General features: G+C 50.9%; 14 protein-coding genes. 12 read left to right on the forward strand and 2 right to left on the reverse strand.

Translation table 11 applies throughout. The features are described 5' to 3' along the window. Positions 1-7 precede the first annotated feature (7 nt). The 8 genes from AB3G37_RS06670 to mlaA are packed head-to-tail and all read left to right on the forward strand — an operon-like array spanning position 8 to position 6,614. Positions 8-742 carry a heme ABC transporter permease gene (locus AB3G37_RS06670; protein WP_009636392.1) on the forward strand — a complete coding sequence of 245 codons (735 nt, stop codon included), beginning with the start codon at positions 8-10 and terminating at the stop codon, positions 740-742. Next, a complete protein-coding gene (ccmD, locus tag AB3G37_RS06675; protein ID WP_009636393.1) occupies positions 742-1,005 on the forward strand; it encodes a heme exporter protein CcmD in 264 nt (87 codons plus the stop codon). Before AB3G37_RS06670 ends, ccmD begins: the two co-directional genes overlap by 1 nt. Continuing rightward, positions 1,002-1,496, forward strand: coding sequence for a cytochrome c maturation protein CcmE (gene ccmE, locus AB3G37_RS06680; RefSeq protein ID WP_009636394.1), 495 nt, complete (start codon positions 1,002-1,004; stop codon positions 1,494-1,496). The genes ccmD and ccmE overlap by 4 nt, the downstream gene beginning before the upstream one ends. After that, the gene (locus tag AB3G37_RS06685; RefSeq protein ID WP_369790097.1) at positions 1,493-3,466 is read left to right on the forward strand and encodes a heme lyase CcmF/NrfE family subunit; all 1,974 of its coding nucleotides are present in this window, start codon (positions 1,493-1,495) and stop codon (positions 3,464-3,466) included. The genes ccmE and AB3G37_RS06685 overlap by 4 nt, the downstream gene beginning before the upstream one ends. Then, positions 3,463-4,014, forward strand: coding sequence for a DsbE family thiol:disulfide interchange protein (locus AB3G37_RS06690; RefSeq protein WP_009636396.1), 552 nt, complete (start codon positions 3,463-3,465; stop codon positions 4,012-4,014). Before AB3G37_RS06685 ends, AB3G37_RS06690 begins: the two co-directional genes overlap by 4 nt. Beyond that, on the forward strand, positions 4,011-4,469 hold the full coding sequence (locus AB3G37_RS06695) for a cytochrome c-type biogenesis protein (protein ID WP_369790098.1): 459 nt from the start codon (positions 4,011-4,013) through the stop codon (positions 4,467-4,469). The genes AB3G37_RS06690 and AB3G37_RS06695 overlap by 4 nt, the downstream gene beginning before the upstream one ends. Continuing rightward, positions 4,466-5,686, forward strand: coding sequence for a c-type cytochrome biogenesis protein CcmI (ccmI, locus tag AB3G37_RS06700; protein WP_369790099.1), 1,221 nt, complete (start codon positions 4,466-4,468; stop codon positions 5,684-5,686). The genes AB3G37_RS06695 and ccmI overlap by 4 nt, the downstream gene beginning before the upstream one ends. 34 nt (positions 5,687-5,720) lie before the next feature. Further along, entirely contained in the window at positions 5,721-6,614 is an 894-nt protein-coding gene (mlaA, locus tag AB3G37_RS06705; protein WP_009636399.1) for a phospholipid-binding lipoprotein MlaA, read from the forward strand. An 804-nt stretch (positions 6,615-7,418) separates the two neighbouring features. On the opposite strand, the gene fadL is transcribed toward mlaA, so the two are convergent. Further along, positions 7,419-8,696 carry a long-chain fatty acid transporter FadL gene (gene fadL, locus AB3G37_RS06710; protein ID WP_009636401.1) on the reverse strand — a complete coding sequence of 426 codons (1,278 nt, stop codon included), beginning with the start codon at positions 8,694-8,696 and terminating at the stop codon, positions 7,419-7,421. Between the two features lie 429 nt (positions 8,697-9,125). Between fadL and AB3G37_RS06715 the strand changes: the two genes are divergently transcribed. From AB3G37_RS06715 to sixA, 4 genes are all read left to right on the forward strand, one after another. Next, positions 9,126-9,467 carry a YfcZ/YiiS family protein gene (locus AB3G37_RS06715; RefSeq protein WP_369790100.1) on the forward strand — a complete coding sequence of 114 codons (342 nt, stop codon included), beginning with the start codon at positions 9,126-9,128 and terminating at the stop codon, positions 9,465-9,467. 179 nt (positions 9,468-9,646) lie between these two features. Then, positions 9,647-10,960, forward strand: a complete 1,314-nt coding sequence (gene fadI / locus AB3G37_RS06720) for an acetyl-CoA C-acyltransferase FadI (RefSeq protein ID WP_369790101.1) — start codon at positions 9,647-9,649, stop codon at positions 10,958-10,960. After that, positions 10,957-13,122, forward strand: coding sequence for a fatty acid oxidation complex subunit alpha FadJ (gene fadJ, locus AB3G37_RS06725; protein ID WP_369790102.1), 2,166 nt, complete (start codon positions 10,957-10,959; stop codon positions 13,120-13,122). The genes fadI and fadJ overlap by 4 nt, the downstream gene beginning before the upstream one ends. Positions 13,123-13,502: 380 nt before the next feature. Next, entirely contained in the window at positions 13,503-13,988 is a 486-nt protein-coding gene (gene sixA / locus AB3G37_RS06730) for a phosphohistidine phosphatase SixA (RefSeq protein ID WP_009636405.1), read from the forward strand. Positions 13,989-14,098: 110 nt separating this feature from the next. Here sixA and smrB read toward each other — a convergent pair whose 3' ends face one another. Continuing rightward, positions 14,099-14,647 carry an endonuclease SmrB gene (smrB, locus tag AB3G37_RS06735; RefSeq protein ID WP_369790103.1) on the reverse strand — a complete coding sequence of 183 codons (549 nt, stop codon included), beginning with the start codon at positions 14,645-14,647 and terminating at the stop codon, positions 14,099-14,101. Positions 14,648-14,700 lie beyond the last annotated feature (53 nt).

Raw genomic sequence — 14,700 nt, forward strand, 5'->3', positions numbered from 1 at the left:
ACAAATAATGTGGAAATGGTTACATCAACTCGCAAGGCCTGAGCGGCTTTACCACGTCTGCGGCCGTTTTATTCCCTGGCTGGCCATCGCGGGTATTGTTTGCCTTTTGGTCGGTTGGATCTGGGGCTTTGGCTACGCACCTCCTGATTATCAGCAAGGCAACAGCTACCGGATCATGTACATCCACGTTCCTGCCGCTATCTGGTCCATGGGCATTTATAGCTCAATGGCCATTGCTGCGTTTATCGGCCTGGTCTGGCAGATGAAAATGTCGGAACTGGCGATGGCAGCGATGGCGCCGGTCGGTGCAGTATTTACCTTTATCGCGTTGGTCACCGGCTCGGCCTGGGGCAAACCGATGTGGGGCACCTGGTGGGTCTGGGACGCGCGTCTCACCTCCGAGCTGGTGTTACTGTTCCTGTATCTTGGCGTGATTGCTCTCTATAACTCTTTTGAAGACAAACGTACCGCCGGACGTGCTGCCGGAATTCTGGTGCTGGTCGGCGTGGTGAATATTCCAATCATCCATTACTCGGTTCAATGGTGGAATACGCTTCATCAGGGTTCAAGCGACTTTGGCAAGACTATCGATCCAAGCATGCGCTATCCGCTGTTCTGGGCGGTATTCGGCTATCTGTTCTTCTTTATTACCCTGACCCTGATGCGTTTACGCAATCTGATCATCAATCAGGAGCGCACACGCCCCTGGGTGTCGTCGCTGGTTAATAAGGAGCGCGGATAATGAACGCTGCATTCCCAACCTGGCAAGCCTTCTTCGAGATGGGTGGCTACGCGTTTTATGTCTGGCTCTCGGTCATCGTTACCCTGATTTCTTTATTTGGCATTGTTATTCATACCCTCTGGTATCGCCGTCAGCTGTTAGCTGACATTCGCCGCCGTCAGTCCCGCGAACAGCGGATCCGTCAATCTAAAAAACAGGCCAGCGCAGCAGCTAAAACTGCCGCAGTAAGGTCGCCGGACTCCTCCCGGGAGAAGTTATCGTGAATCCTCGTCGTAAAAATCGCATGTACCTTGCGTTGATGGTCCTGGTGGGTTTGGGGCTGGCAACTGCATTGGTGATGTATGCGTTACGTTCCAATATTGATTTATTTTATACACCAAGTGAAATTTTGCAGGGCAAAGGCAAAGACCATGAATTGCCGTTTGTTGGCCAGCGTTTGCGTATCGGTGGCATGGTGATGCCCGGTTCCGTAAAACGCGACGACAAAACCCTTGAAGTCCATTTTAAAATCTATGATGCCCGTGGCGCTATTGCCGTGACTTATTACGGCATCTTGCCAGACCTGTTCCGTGAAGGGCAGGGCGTGGTGGCGCAAGGCGTGATGGAATCTGACAACGTCGTCATGGCGAAGCAGGTTCTTGCCAAGCATGACGAGAAATACGTGCCACCAGAAGTTGAAGACGCAATGAAAGATAATCATACCGGGCCTGCCTCGGCATATGTTGCTCCCGCCAAAGGAAACGGCCAGTCATGATCCCTGAAATTGGTACTTTTGCGCTCTGTCTGGCATTGGGTCTGTCGACATTACTGAGCATTTACCCGCAGTGGGGCGCTACGCGTCAGGATGAGCGAATGATGGCGATGGCTCGTCCGCTGTCTTACGGCATGTTCGGCTGCATCCTGCTGGCGTTTATCATTCTGGTCCACGCATTTGTGGTCAATGATTTCTCTGTGGCCTACGTGGCCAACAACTCCAACACTCATTTGCCGGTTTACTACCGTATGGCGGCAACCTGGGGCGCGCACGAAGGCTCTCTGTTGCTGTGGGTGCTGTTGCTGAGCTGCTGGACTACGGCAGTGGCGCTGTTCAGCCGCCGTATGCCAAACGATGCCGTTGCGCGCGTATTGGCAGTAATGGGGCTTATCACCACTGGCTTCCTGCTGTTTATTTTGCTGACTTCCAACCCGTTCCTGCGCACGCTGCCAAACTTCCCGATTGACGGCAGCGACCTGAACCCTGTATTGCAGGATATTGGCCTGATTTTCCATCCACCTATCCTTTATATGGGCTACGTGGGTTTCTCTGTTGCGTTTGCCTTCGCCATTGCTTCACTGATGGCTGGTCGTCTGGATACAGCCTGGGCGCGCTGGTCGCGTCCCTGGACGCAGGCCGCCTGGGTATTTCTGACTGTAGGTATCGTGCTTGGCTCTGCCTGGGCGTATTACGAATTAGGCTGGGGCGGCTGGTGGTTCTGGGATCCGGTAGAAAATGCCTCGTTTATGCCGTGGCTTGCCGGTACTGCGCTGATCCACTCATTGGCAGTGACCGAAAAACGCGGCACTTTCAAAGCCTGGACCGTGCTGCTGGCGATCACTTGCTTCTCACTCTGCCTGCTGGGTACTTTCCTTGTGCGTTCTGGCGTGCTGGTTTCCGTACACTCCTTTGCCTCAGACCCGGCGCGTGGCATGTTTATTCTCGCCTATCTGGTGATTGTGATTGGCAGTTCGCTGCTGCTCTACGCAATTAAAGGAAATTCGGTGCGTGCGCCAAGCCGCCACGAACCTTACTCGCGTGAAAGTTTCCTGCTCGGCAACAACGTATTACTGGTTGCCGCCATGCTGGTGGTGCTGCTCGGTACACTGTTGCCGCTGGTACACAAACAGCTGGGCCTCGGCAGTATTTCTATCGGCGAACCGTTCTTTAACACCATGTTCACCTGGTTGATGGCTCCGCTGGCGCTGCTGCTGGGAATCGGTCCTCTGGTGCGCTGGCGTCGTGACGAGCCGAGCAAACTGTGGCGTCGCCTGGGTATCGCGCTGGTAGTTACGCTGCTGCTGTCGATTCTCTTACCGTGGCTGTTGCAGGACAAAATTGTCGGCATGACGGTTGTCGGAATGCTGATGTCGGTGTGGGTTATTCTGCTCACGCTGATGGAGTTGCACGAGCGCGCGACCCATCGTCACACCTTCTTGCGCGGACTGACGCATCTGTCTCGCAGCCATTGGGGCATGGTCCTCGGGCATCTTGGCGTGGCAGTGACCGTTATCGGTATCTCATTTAGTCAGAACTACAGCGTCGAGCGTGACGTGCGCATGAAAGCGGGCGATACCGTGGATATTCAGGGTTATCACTTCGAGTTCCGCGATCTTACCGACATTACCGGGCCAAACTACACCGGCGGCGAAGCCAATATCGACGTCACCCGCAATGGCAAATTCGTTACCGTGCTGCATGCCGAAAAACGTTACTACAGCGTGGCGCACAGCATGATGACCGAAGCGGCTATTGACGGGAATCTGGCGCGCGATCTTTACGCTGCGCTGGGCGAAGAACTGGACGACGGTTCATGGGCCGTGCGCCTGTATTACAAACCGTTTGTTCGCTGGATCTGGCTGGGTGGCATCTTTATGGCCGTCGGCGGCATCCTGTGTATTCTTGACCCACGCTATCGCATGACCAAGAAGTTGAAACGTCAGGGCAAAGAGGCGGCGGAGGAAGTATGAACCGTAAAATCCTATTTATTCCGCTGTTTCTGTTTCTGGCGCTCGCGGCGGCTTTCCTGGTACAGCTGACTCGAAATGCGCACGGCGATGACCCGACGCTGCTCGAGTCTGCGCTGGTGGGCAAACCGGTGCCAGTGTTTAAGCTGGAATCGCTGTTTGAACCGGGCAAGACTTACGATCAGACGATTTTCCACACCGGTAAGCCGATTTTACTGAACGTCTGGGCGACCTGGTGTCCGACCTGCCGCGCCGAGCATGATTATCTCAACACGCTGGCCGCAAAAGGCGTGCATGTGATCGGCATGAACTATAAAGACGATCGCAACAAAGCGGTTAATTGGCTAAACACGCTGGGTAACCCTTATGCACTGAGTCTTTACGACGGTGACGGCATGCTGGGACTGGATCTCGGCGTGTATGGCGCGCCAGAGACTTTCCTGATCGACGGCAACGGTATTGTGCGTTATCGCCATGCCGGAGATCTTAACGAGCAGGTTTGGCAGAAAGAAGTTCGCCCGCTGTACAACAAGTACGGAGGCAACGCATGAGAATTCTGTCGTTAATCTTCGGACTGATGTTAAGTTTCAGCGTATTTGCCGCCATAGATGCTTATCAGTTCAAGTCTCCGCAGCAGGAGCAGCAATATCGCCAACTGACCGAGCAACTGCGTTGCCCGAAATGTCAGAACACCAATATTGCCGCTTCAGATTCGATCATTGCTGCGGATATGCGCAAAAAGACTCTCGAATTGCTGAACGAAGGTCAGTCTAGCAAGCAGATCGTCGAGTACATGGTCGCGCGCTACGGCAACTTCGTGACCTACGAACCGCCAGTGACACCGTCAACCCTGATCCTGTGGGTTGGCCCTGCGCTGTTTGTGATCGTAGGTGCATTGGTCATTATTTTACGCGCCCGTCGTCGTCAGACAGGCGAGCAGATGTCTTCGCAAGAGCAACAGCGACTGGCGCGGTTGATCGGCGAAAATGACAGGAAAGAATCATGATTGTTTTTTGGCTGGTGATTATTGCGCTGGTGCTGGTAGGTATCGCGCTGTTTATCGTTCCTGTTATTCGCGGCGATCGTGACGATCTCGCAAACACGCGTGACGATCTGAACAAAGCTTTCTACCATCATCGTTTGACCGAATTGGAAGAAGACGAGCAGCAGGGCGTGGTGTCTGCGCCCGAGCGTCCTATCTTCGTTCAGGAATTGCAGGAAAACCTGCTCAGCGATATTCCGGGGCAGGCCAGCAAGGCGGGTAAACCTATTCCGCGCTGGACGCTGGCGCCTGGCGTGGTGATGCTGGTAGTCGTGACATTTGGTTTTTATTTCTATGCCGGTGGTTTCGGACAGGTTAGCGCCTGGCATCAGGTAATGAACAGAATGCCCGATTTACGCGCCCGCGTAGCCGACGTTAATGCCAAACCGCTTAATATGTTGGATATTCAGGATCTTGGTTTGGGCCTGCGCACTGATTTGCAGGATAACCCGGATAACGCTAAAGATTGGCTGATGTTGGGCCGCGTAGGTATGGCATTAAATAACGCCAGCACCGCGACCCAGGCTTTTGCACGCGCTTACGCACTTTCTCCAAATGATATGGATATTAAACTGGGTTATGCTGACGTGCTAACCCGCTCCACCGATCCGCAGGATAATATCAACGGTGGCAATATGTTGCGTGATATGCTTGAGCATAATCAAGGTAATCTGCAAGTATTGAGTTTGCTGGCTTATAATGAATATGAACAGGGTCACTATCCGCAGGCGATAGGGGCGTGGCAGGTGATGTTGAAGATCTTGCCGGCCGGTGACAAGCGTACTGAAATGGTTAAAGCGAGCATTGAGCAGGCTAAAGCCAAATCGGGAATGGATAAGGTTAAACTAGGCGTTGCCGTAACGCTGTCGCCGCGTGCGCAGCATCAGCTACCGCAGCAGGGTACGGTATTTATTTCAGTGACGGATGGTAGCAGCCCGGTGCCGGTTGCAGTTAAAAAGCTGCCTCTGAGCCGTTTCCCGCTGTCCGTTACCGTGGATGATACCAATGCCATGATGCCTGAACGCTTACTGTCTTCATTACACCAATTAAAAGTACGAGTGCGTATTTCACAGACTGGCTTGGCGACGCCAGCATCAGGCGACTGGTACGGCGACAGCCCACTGACCGATTTCTCGGGCACTGGACAAGTCAATATAGAGATTAATCAGCAGGTTCCATAAAAAATGGAGCCGAAGCATAAACAGGGAGAACAAGATGGACTTTCGCCTGACTGGGCTGGCGGTTGCCACATTATTATTGGTCGGCTGTGCGGATAAACCAAAATCACTGGTTACGCCTTCTACGCCGCCAACGACTTCGGCTTCAATATCAGCGCCCAATGCTAAAGCGACTACACTCGGCGTAGCGCCAACGGCAGCAGATGCAGCGCATCCACCGGCTCCAGAAGCGGTTGATCCGCAGCTCGGTGGCCGATCGGATCCGTTGCAAGGTTTTAACCGTTCAATGTTCAACTTCAACATGAACGTGCTGGATCCTTACGTTCTCCGCCCGGTGGCAGTGGCATGGCGTGATTACCTGCCACAGCCCGCGCGCAACGGACTGAGCAATTTCTTCGACAACCTGAGTGAGCCATCCTCGATGGTCAACAGTTTCCTGGAAGGGAATATTAATGACGGCGCCAAGCATTTTACCCGCTTCTTCATTAACACCATCCTGGGCGTTGGCGGCCTGATCGACGTTGCGTCAATGGCGAACCCAGAGCTTTCTAAAGAGGATCCTGTGCGCTTTGGTAGCACATTGGGTCACTACGGTGTGGGCTACGGTCCTTACGCTGTGTTGCCAGGTTATGGCAGCGCGACACCTCGTGAAGACGTCGGTGGCATTGTTGACGACCTTTACTTCCCACTTAACTACCTTACATGGTGGATGACGGCCGGTAAATGGGCGTTGCAGGGCATCGAAACCCGTGCTCAGTTGCTAGATTCAGACGGCCTGCTGAAAAACTCTTCCGACCCGTATGAGTTTGTTCGCGCCGCGTACTTCCAGCATCATGACTTCCTGGCGTCCGGCGGCAAGCTGACTCCAGTCGTCAACCCGAACGCAGCAGCGATTCAGGGCGATCTCGACAGTATCGATTCAGCTAACTGATAAAATTACCTAAATTAATAGCGCTGACGCAGTAAACGCCAGCGCTATTTTTTTGTTTTTTTTAAGCATAATCTATTAAATTACCCCCTTATTTATCTACCCGTTTGTAAAATTCAGCTGAACATTTCCGCCTGTTTAAAACCCTCCTTAGGTCTATCTTTAAAATTACTGACCTAACCAGTTCATTAAAAATTAACTCTCAGCTGCTGAACGTGATAGCAGTGTTGACTGGTTGATGAATGGGTTAAGACAAGGCAGTAGAATCAATTTTAAGTCGGTATCTTCAGCGATTGGAATGAAGTCAATCGATGAAATTTTGCAAATGGTTAAGCAAGCTGAGTTCAACGTTAGACCCAGGAAAGCGAAATTATAGGGTATTCAGTCGCGACCAAGCACTGCTGATGATAAAGGTATTGAGCATGAATTAATGATAGGTGTTTCACGCGAAACTGGCTCTGCTCATTCCAACTTATATCTTTATGATCCTAATTATGGCTTGAACAAATTCACTCTATTTCAAGATTTAACAATGAAAGTTAAAGCAATGCTTGAGTCGCCAGATCTAGCATTAAACTACCGAGCTGCATCAGCATTGAGCGATTCTTCATACCTATTAATATACCAGGATAGTAATATCGACAATTTCATGATCTATAACGGCGCATTATTTATTGGGTTAAACGCACACAAAAAATTCTATAGCTTATTGAGTACCCAAAATTATCTAATGTGTGATATATCGACATTATTTAAAAATGGGTACTGAGGATATTTAAATACCAAACTGTTATTAAAAAATAACAATTAGAATGCGTAATTAAAGTTCATCCCATACAGCATCGCGGTGCCTTTGGCGTCAAACTCGTAATTAGGTACGCCATTGGCGACTTTTTCGCTGATGTGTACCGACTTACCGTGCATATATGAAACACCAAGATCGACCGAGGCGTCTTTGTTAAACGCATAGGTTGCACCGGCGCTGACCCATACGCGGTCCTGATCGGGAATCGAAATAGTGCGGTTATCGGCGGGAACAGGGCTGTCATCAAAGGCTACGCCGGTACGGAATGTCCACTGATCGTTGTAATAATAAGTGGTACCCAACGCGATACGGTAGACATCGTGATAGCCTTCCTCTTTCTGGAACAGGGTGCTGCCATCATTGCCAGTGGCTTTCAGCTGCTGGAATTGGCTCCAGCTGGTGTAGGTCAAGCTATAATGCACGGCCCATTTCGGCGCGACGCGGTTATAACCCGATGCTTCCCAAACCTCTGGCAGATTTAGTTTCAAATGACCTGATTCAGTACTGCCGCCCGTGCCACCGGCTAGAACCGGTAAATCGCTGCGGTAATTGCCGTTAAAATCGACGTTAACTTTTGAGCGATAAGTCAAACCGTAGCGGTTATTTTCATCTATTTCATAGAGAATACCGGCGTTCCAGCCAAAGCCCCACTGGTTACCGTTAAGTCGCGCGGCGGTAGTGTCGGCAGGAATGGTCCCGCGACTCTGCAACGCCACCAGTTCACCGGCATCGCGTTCGATTTTCGCCTTGGCATAGACCGCATCAAATCCGAGACCAAAGCTGAAATGCTGGTTAAGGCGATAGGCTGCACTGAGGTTAAGATTTTCGGTAAGCAGGTCGGTTTTACCCGCCAACGGACCGGCAGCATATCCTTTATCAAATTCGGTAGACAAGCCATAGTTGGAGGTCGCAGACGCCCCTACTGCCCAACTTTCATTCAGCGGCATGATGAAATGCAGGTTTGGTATCCACTGCGTAGGAGCAATGTTATCGGCGTCTGTGCTTTGCCCGGTTACTGGAGAATTACCGCGCAGTTTAACATTTGGATCGACAAATATAGCGCCGCCGGAAAATGAAGGGCGGTCGAACATTGTCATGGTCGCCGGGTTACGACTGCCCGAAGCGGCGGTGTCGGCGATTGCGCCTTCACCGGAAAATGCGCGGCCCAATCCGGCTGCCGTATACTCGTTTAACTGAAATCCTGCCGCATAAACTTGGGTGGAAACCAGTGCCATTGCGGCTGCCACAGCCGATCTTGTAAACAGGTTTTTCTGGTTCATGACCAAAACCTCATTTTATGTTTTATAGAACATCCTGACTGGCAGGAGTGTTTATGAAGGACGTGCGCGGCAGATTGTGGGGCCGGAATGGGCCAACTAATCAGACCAGTGAGCGAAGTATAGGTCCGACCTGTACACATGTTGCAACGTTGTTTCACACTTATTGGTATTTAGATTTTAAAAATTAGATCCGCTTAACAAAAAGACTACAAATAAGATTCATAAAACCTATGATGGCGATTGAACTATTGATCAGAAAAATAAATCAGCTTTTTAATCCTGTGATTTGAGTCACTTAAAAACCATATTAAAAGTATGGTCTATCGTCCTGTTAAGGGTAGGAGTAAGATGGCGGCAAGTTAAATCACGACTTTTTTATGATTGATTAGCGCTGTTAATAGGTGCATCAATGCGCCGAAAGGAGAAAATATGTCAATTTTCAACACCGAAACGGATTTACCCACCTCCAAATCGCCTAATTCTGCCAGCTCATTGTGCAGCGCGCAGGAAACCGCAGCCTGCTGCTGTGTTGATGTCGGCACGATTATCGACAACACCGATTGCACGGCATCTTATCAAAACGTCTTTGCCAGCCGTGCTGACGCCGAATCTGCGGTAGAGGATTTAATCCAGCGGGCGCGTCGAGTTGAATCTGAAGCTTGCGATATCCACAGCGAGTTTAAAGATGTGGAAAATGGCGTCGAACTGAAGGTCAACTTTACTTTTTGCTGCCAGATTGAATCCATCAACTTCCAGCTTGGTCTGCGTTAGTGACTGCTCCATTTGATCCGTAGTCTTGAAAGGCTGCGGATTTCCTCGCTTTATCACTATCCTCAAAATTTGCTGTTGCTCTCAATTCAACGTCTTAGACTTTGCCAACGTCTCTGCTATGGTTAACACTACATCATCAGGTCAGACCTGTTGACGCGTCGATTTAATCAGGAGTCATCATGAATAAGGCAATTCCATTGGTTACGCGAGAAGGCAGCCGCATTGCCATTATTGATGGCCTGCGTACGCCTTTTGCCAAGCAGGCGACGGCGTTTCACGGTATTCCGGCGGTTGATTTAGGCAAAATGGTGGTCAGTGAACTGCTGGCAAAAAGTGGAATCGACCCTGCCGAGATTGATCAGCTGGTATTTGGGCAGGTTGTGCAAATGCCGGAAGCACCGAATATCGCGCGCGAGATTGTGTTGGGTACCGGTATGCGCGTATCAACGGATGCCTATAGCGTCTCTCGAGCCTGTGCAACCAGTTTTCAGGCGGTAGCCAACGTGGCGGAAAGTATCATGGCTGGCACCATCAGCGTCGGGATTGCCGGTGGCGCAGATTCGTCGTCGGTGCTGCCTATCGGGGTGAGTAAATCCCTGGCGCGCACGCTGGTTGATGTCAATAAAGCCCGAACGCTCTCGCAACGCCTGGCGCTATTTTCCAAACTCAGATTCCGCGATTTGTTACCGGTTCCTCCGGCGGTCGCCGAGTATTCCACCGGCTTAAAAATGGGGGATACGGCTGAACAGATGGCAAAATCGCACGGCATTACCCGTCAACAGCAAGATGAGTTGGCTCATCGTTCACATCAGCTGGCGGCCAAAGCCTGGGAGGAGGGATGGCTCGATTCACAGGTGATGAGTGCGCACGTTCCGCCTTATAAAGAGGTGCTGGAGCGGGATAACAATATTCGTTTTGATTCAAGCATTGAACAATATGCCCGGCTGCGTCCGGCGTTTGACAGAAAACACGGCACGGTAACCGCAGCAACCAGCACACCGCTGACTGATGGAGCGGCGGCGATTTTGCTGATGAGCGAATCGAAAGCTAAAACGCTGGGGCTAAAACCGCTGGGTTATTTGCGCAGTTTTGCCTTTGCAGCCATCGACGTTTGGGAAGACATGCTATTGGGACCTGCTTACGCTACGCCTTTGGCGCTAGAGCGCGCAGGGTTGGCTCTGAATGATATGGATTTAATTGAAATGCATGAGGCATTTGCCGCGCAGACGTTGGCCAATATCAAGATGTTTGCCAGTCAGCAGTTTGCCAGGGAAAAGCTGGGGCGAGAGCAGGCAATCGGCGAAATTGATTGGGAAAAATTCAACGTACTGGGCGGTTCGCTGGCCTATGGTCATCCGTTTGCCGCCACTGGCGCACGCATGATTACGCAAACTCTGCACGAACTGCGTCGCCGGGGCGGAAAACTTGGTTTAACCACCGCCTGCGCGGCGGGAGGATTAGGTGCGGCGATGATTCTGGAGGTGGAAGAATGACTCAAAAAATGCTGATTTCTCCGGCTGAACTCACCGACAGTGCGCCATCTTCAGCCTTTACCTTATATTTCACTGCCGATGATATTGGCATCATTACTATTGATGTGCCTGATGAAAAAGTGAATACCCTAAAGGCGGAGTTTGCCGAGCAAATCCACGGCATCTTGCACAGCGCCCAGCAGCACGCCAATCTCAAAGGGCTGATTTTTGTCTCCGGTAAAAAAGATTCATTTATTGCCGGTGCTGATATCAGCATGATTGCCCGCTGTCAGCAGGCCAGTGAAGCCGAAGCGCTGGCGAAAAAAGGGCAACAGGTGATGGCGCAAATTGCCAGCTTTAAACTGCCAGTGGTGGCTGCGATCCACGGCGCGTGTCTGGGTGGCGGCCTTGAGCTGGCGCTGGCCTGCCATAGCCGCATCTGTTCGCTGGATGATAAAACTCAGCTCGGTTTGCCTGAGGTTCAACTTGGACTGCTGCCTGGTTCCGGCGGGACTCAGCGGTTGCCGCGATTAATTGGTGCAGCCAAAGCCCTGGATTTGATGTTAACCGGGCGAAGTCTGCGTGCAAAACAGGCACGCCGAATGGGGTTGGTCGATGACGCGGTGCCGCAATCCATTTTGCTGCAAACGGCAGTTGAGCTGGTCCGAAAAGGGCATCAGGCCGAAAGAGCGTTGTCTTATAAAGACAGCATTATGCAGGGGCCTTTGGGCAGAGCTGTGCTGTTCCATCTGGTGCGCAAACAAACGCGGGCCAAGTCAAAAGGGCATTATCCAGCGACAGAAAAGATCATTGATGTCGTCCACATCGGGCTAACTCAGGGCAGTGGTAACGGATATGCCGCTGAAGCGAAGGCTTTTGGCGAACTGGTAATGACGCCTGAATCTGCCGCTTTGCGCAGCATATTTTTCGCGACTACCGCCTTGAAAAAAGATTTTGGTGCCGAGGCTGAGCCATTAACCATCAATAAAGTGGCGGTTTTAGGGGGCGGATTGATGGGCGGGGGGATTGCTGGCGTAACGATAACCAAGGCTGGCTTGCCGGTGAGAATCAAAGATATTAATCAGCAAGGCATTAGCAATTCTCTGAAATATAGCTGGGATTTATTGCAGAAAAAAGCCAGGCGTGGCTATTTGAAACGCACCGAATTGCAACGCCAGATGATGCTGCTTTCAGGTGCAACCGATTATAGTGGCTTTAACCAGACTGATCTCGTCATTGAGGCGGTATTTGAAGATTTAGAACTCAAGCAAAGGATGATCCGCGAGGTTGAGGAAAATGCTGCCCAGCATACTATTTTTGCCTCAAACACCTCTTCTTTACCTATTCATGAGATTGCCAGCAGTGCCGCAAGGCCCGAGCAGGTCATTGGTCTGCATTATTTCAGTCCAGTCGATAAAATGCCGCTGGTGGAGATTATTCCTCACGCTAAAACCAGTGCCCAAACTATCGCTACCACCGTGGCCTTTGCAAGAAAGCAGGGCAAAACGGCCATCGTGGTAGGTGACAGCGCCGGGTTTTACGTCAATCGTATTTTGGCTCCCTATATTAATGAGGCGACACGCTGCTTGATTGAAGGGGAAACTATCGAACACATCGATAAGTCGCTGATGGATTTTGGTTTCCCTGTTGGCCCGTTACAGCTGCTGGATGAGGTCGGGATTGATGTCGGCACTAAAATCATTCCAATTCTTGCAGCCGCTTTCGGGGAGCGTTTTGCTGCGCCAAAAGAACTTGATGCCATTATCAGAGATGACAGGAAAGGCCGCAAAAACAGTCGGGGCTTTTACCTTTACAACTCGAAGAGGCGAAAAGAGAGTATTAAGCAGCCTGACCCTTCTATTTATGGGCTTTTAAATGTCACGCCTAAAAATAAACAAACTTCTCAACAAATCGCCGATCGCTGCGTCGCGCTGATGCTAAACGAAGCGCTGCGTTGCCTTGACGATGGCACAATACATAGCCCGCGTGACGCCGATATTGGTGCCGTTTTCGGCATCGGCTTCCCGCCATTTTTGGGCGGCCCAATGCGTTATATCGACAGCCTGGGAGCAGACCGCCTGTTGAAAAACTTGCAGGCTTTGCAGCAGCAGTTTGGTGAGCGTTTTGCCCCCTGCCAAGGATTAGTCTCCAGGGCTGAAAATGGACAAAAATTGTATAGCTGATCAATTGAGCGTAAAATAGTCAGTCTTTGTCGCAGTCCGCCACCTAAATTTTAGAATGTTAGTGTGATCTGTATCACGGCTTAATTCATCGATTCTGGTAATTGTTGAGCGATAGTTCGCCACTAAAAGCAGCATCGATTAACGACTCGGCAGCTAGGCTGTGAAATGAAAGAGCCTATTTACATCTTTTAATAGTTGGTGTAAAAAACAGCGTTTTATTTGCAAAGACTTTCAGGCAAAATGCCCGGCCGCAATACAGACCGCTCATTTTGAAGATGTTGGTGTTGGTGTAGTGCCCTGCTAGGATGTGGGCAGAAGGGTAATACAGCACGCGAAGCGTTTCTGTATAGCGCTATTTTTGTTAACAAAAGCGGTGCAATATGCAAGTTGTAATTATGCGTCACGGTGAGGCTGCTCTTGATGCGGCCAGCGATTCAGTAAGACCTCTTACCGATTGTGGATGTGACGAAACAGTATGTATGGCGTCCTGGCTTAATGGGCGTTCGGTAAAAATTCAGCGCGTGCTGGTGAGTCCTTATCTCAGGGCGCAGCAAACGTTGGAAAAAGTCCGTCAGGCGATCACGCTTCCCGAAAAGGTTGATGTGTTGTCCGAACTGACGCCGAGCGGCGATCCTGCTCAGGTTGCAGAAGAGCTTCAAGCCTTGGCAAAAGAGGGGGTAAGCTCCGTACTCGTGGTGTCTCACTTACCCCTGGTAGGTTACCTGGTGGCTGAACTGTGCCCAGGGCACTGCCCTCCAATGTTTGCTACCTCTGCAATGGCCAGCGTTGAAATCAACGCCGATACCGGGCAGGGCAGTTTTGATTGGCAGTACAGCCCTTCTCAGGTAATTGCCAAAGCCTGCTGATGATTTCAGTCTGGCCCACCGCTCAAAGGCACAGCTTGCTGTGCCTTTTGCTATTGTGCCGATGAAATATTTCAGCCAAATGTCAGAGCAGACTGGGGAATATTTTCTGGCTATAAATCTTGAGGGGTTTTATCGTCAAGCTCAACAAGTACCAGCAGCGCCGCATTGCCGCCGAATTCCCGAGGTGCCTGATGAAAAGCCTCAACATCAGGATGTTGCGCCAACCACAGCGGTGTTTGCTGCTTTAGAATATGTTTACCGTGCCCGTGCATTACACAGGCACAGTGCACGTGTTCGCGACGGCAGGCGGCAACCAGCGCCCCCAATTCTTTTTTCGCCTCAAGCTGGGTTAAACCATGCAAATCTAAAAACAGCTCGGGGGAGTAATCTCCGCGACGCAGTTTTTTAAGTTCAAAATAGCTGACGTCTTGCCTGACATAGCGCACCGGCCCTTCGTTATCCAGCATCGGCTGGAATTCGTCAGAGAAATAATAGGTGGCATCAACCTGCTCCTGAAGCAAACGCTTTGGAGAAGAGATAACCTGAGGTTTTTTTACCGGCTTGTGTGTAATTGTGTCGTTTTTCAACCGCTTGGTGCCCGGCACAGCCTCACGAAACAAGGCCAGATCTTCCTTGTTCAGTGAATATTTTTTCTTCATCGTAATGTCATCATTCGTCGCACATTTTTGTAGTGTACCTGCTCGCGTCCTCC

The sequence above is a fragment of the Rouxiella sp. WC2420 genome, from assembly GCF_041200025.1.
GTDB lineage: Bacteria > Pseudomonadota > Gammaproteobacteria > Enterobacterales > Enterobacteriaceae > Rouxiella.

Excerpts from the sequence above, each read along its gene's own strand:
- sixA (WP_009636405.1), top strand. The coding sequence starts at position 13,503 with ATGCAAGTTGTAATTATGCGTCACGGTGAGGCTGCTCTTGATGCGGCC.
- AB3G37_RS06685 (WP_369790097.1), top strand. The coding sequence starts at position 1,493 with ATGATCCCTGAAATTGGTACTTTTGCGCTCTGTCTGGCATTGGGTCTG.
- fadJ (WP_369790102.1), top strand. The coding sequence starts at position 10,957 with ATGACTCAAAAAATGCTGATTTCTCCGGCTGAACTCACCGACAGTGCG.
- fadL (WP_009636401.1), bottom strand. The coding sequence starts at position 8,696 with ATGAACCAGAAAAACCTGTTTACAAGATCGGCTGTGGCAGCCGCAATG.
- fadI (WP_369790101.1), top strand. The coding sequence starts at position 9,647 with ATGAATAAGGCAATTCCATTGGTTACGCGAGAAGGCAGCCGCATTGCC.
- AB3G37_RS06715 (WP_369790100.1), top strand. The coding sequence starts at position 9,126 with ATGTCAATTTTCAACACCGAAACGGATTTACCCACCTCCAAATCGCCT.
- AB3G37_RS06670 (WP_009636392.1), top strand. The coding sequence starts at position 8 with ATGTGGAAATGGTTACATCAACTCGCAAGGCCTGAGCGGCTTTACCAC.
- mlaA (WP_009636399.1), top strand. The coding sequence starts at position 5,721 with ATGGACTTTCGCCTGACTGGGCTGGCGGTTGCCACATTATTATTGGTC.
- AB3G37_RS06690 (WP_009636396.1), top strand. The coding sequence starts at position 3,463 with ATGAACCGTAAAATCCTATTTATTCCGCTGTTTCTGTTTCTGGCGCTC.
- ccmD (WP_009636393.1), top strand. The coding sequence starts at position 742 with ATGAACGCTGCATTCCCAACCTGGCAAGCCTTCTTCGAGATGGGTGGC.
- AB3G37_RS06695 (WP_369790098.1), top strand. The coding sequence starts at position 4,011 with ATGAGAATTCTGTCGTTAATCTTCGGACTGATGTTAAGTTTCAGCGTA.
- smrB (WP_369790103.1), bottom strand. The coding sequence starts at position 14,647 with ATGAAGAAAAAATATTCACTGAACAAGGAAGATCTGGCCTTGTTTCGT.
- ccmI (WP_369790099.1), top strand. The coding sequence starts at position 4,466 with ATGATTGTTTTTTGGCTGGTGATTATTGCGCTGGTGCTGGTAGGTATC.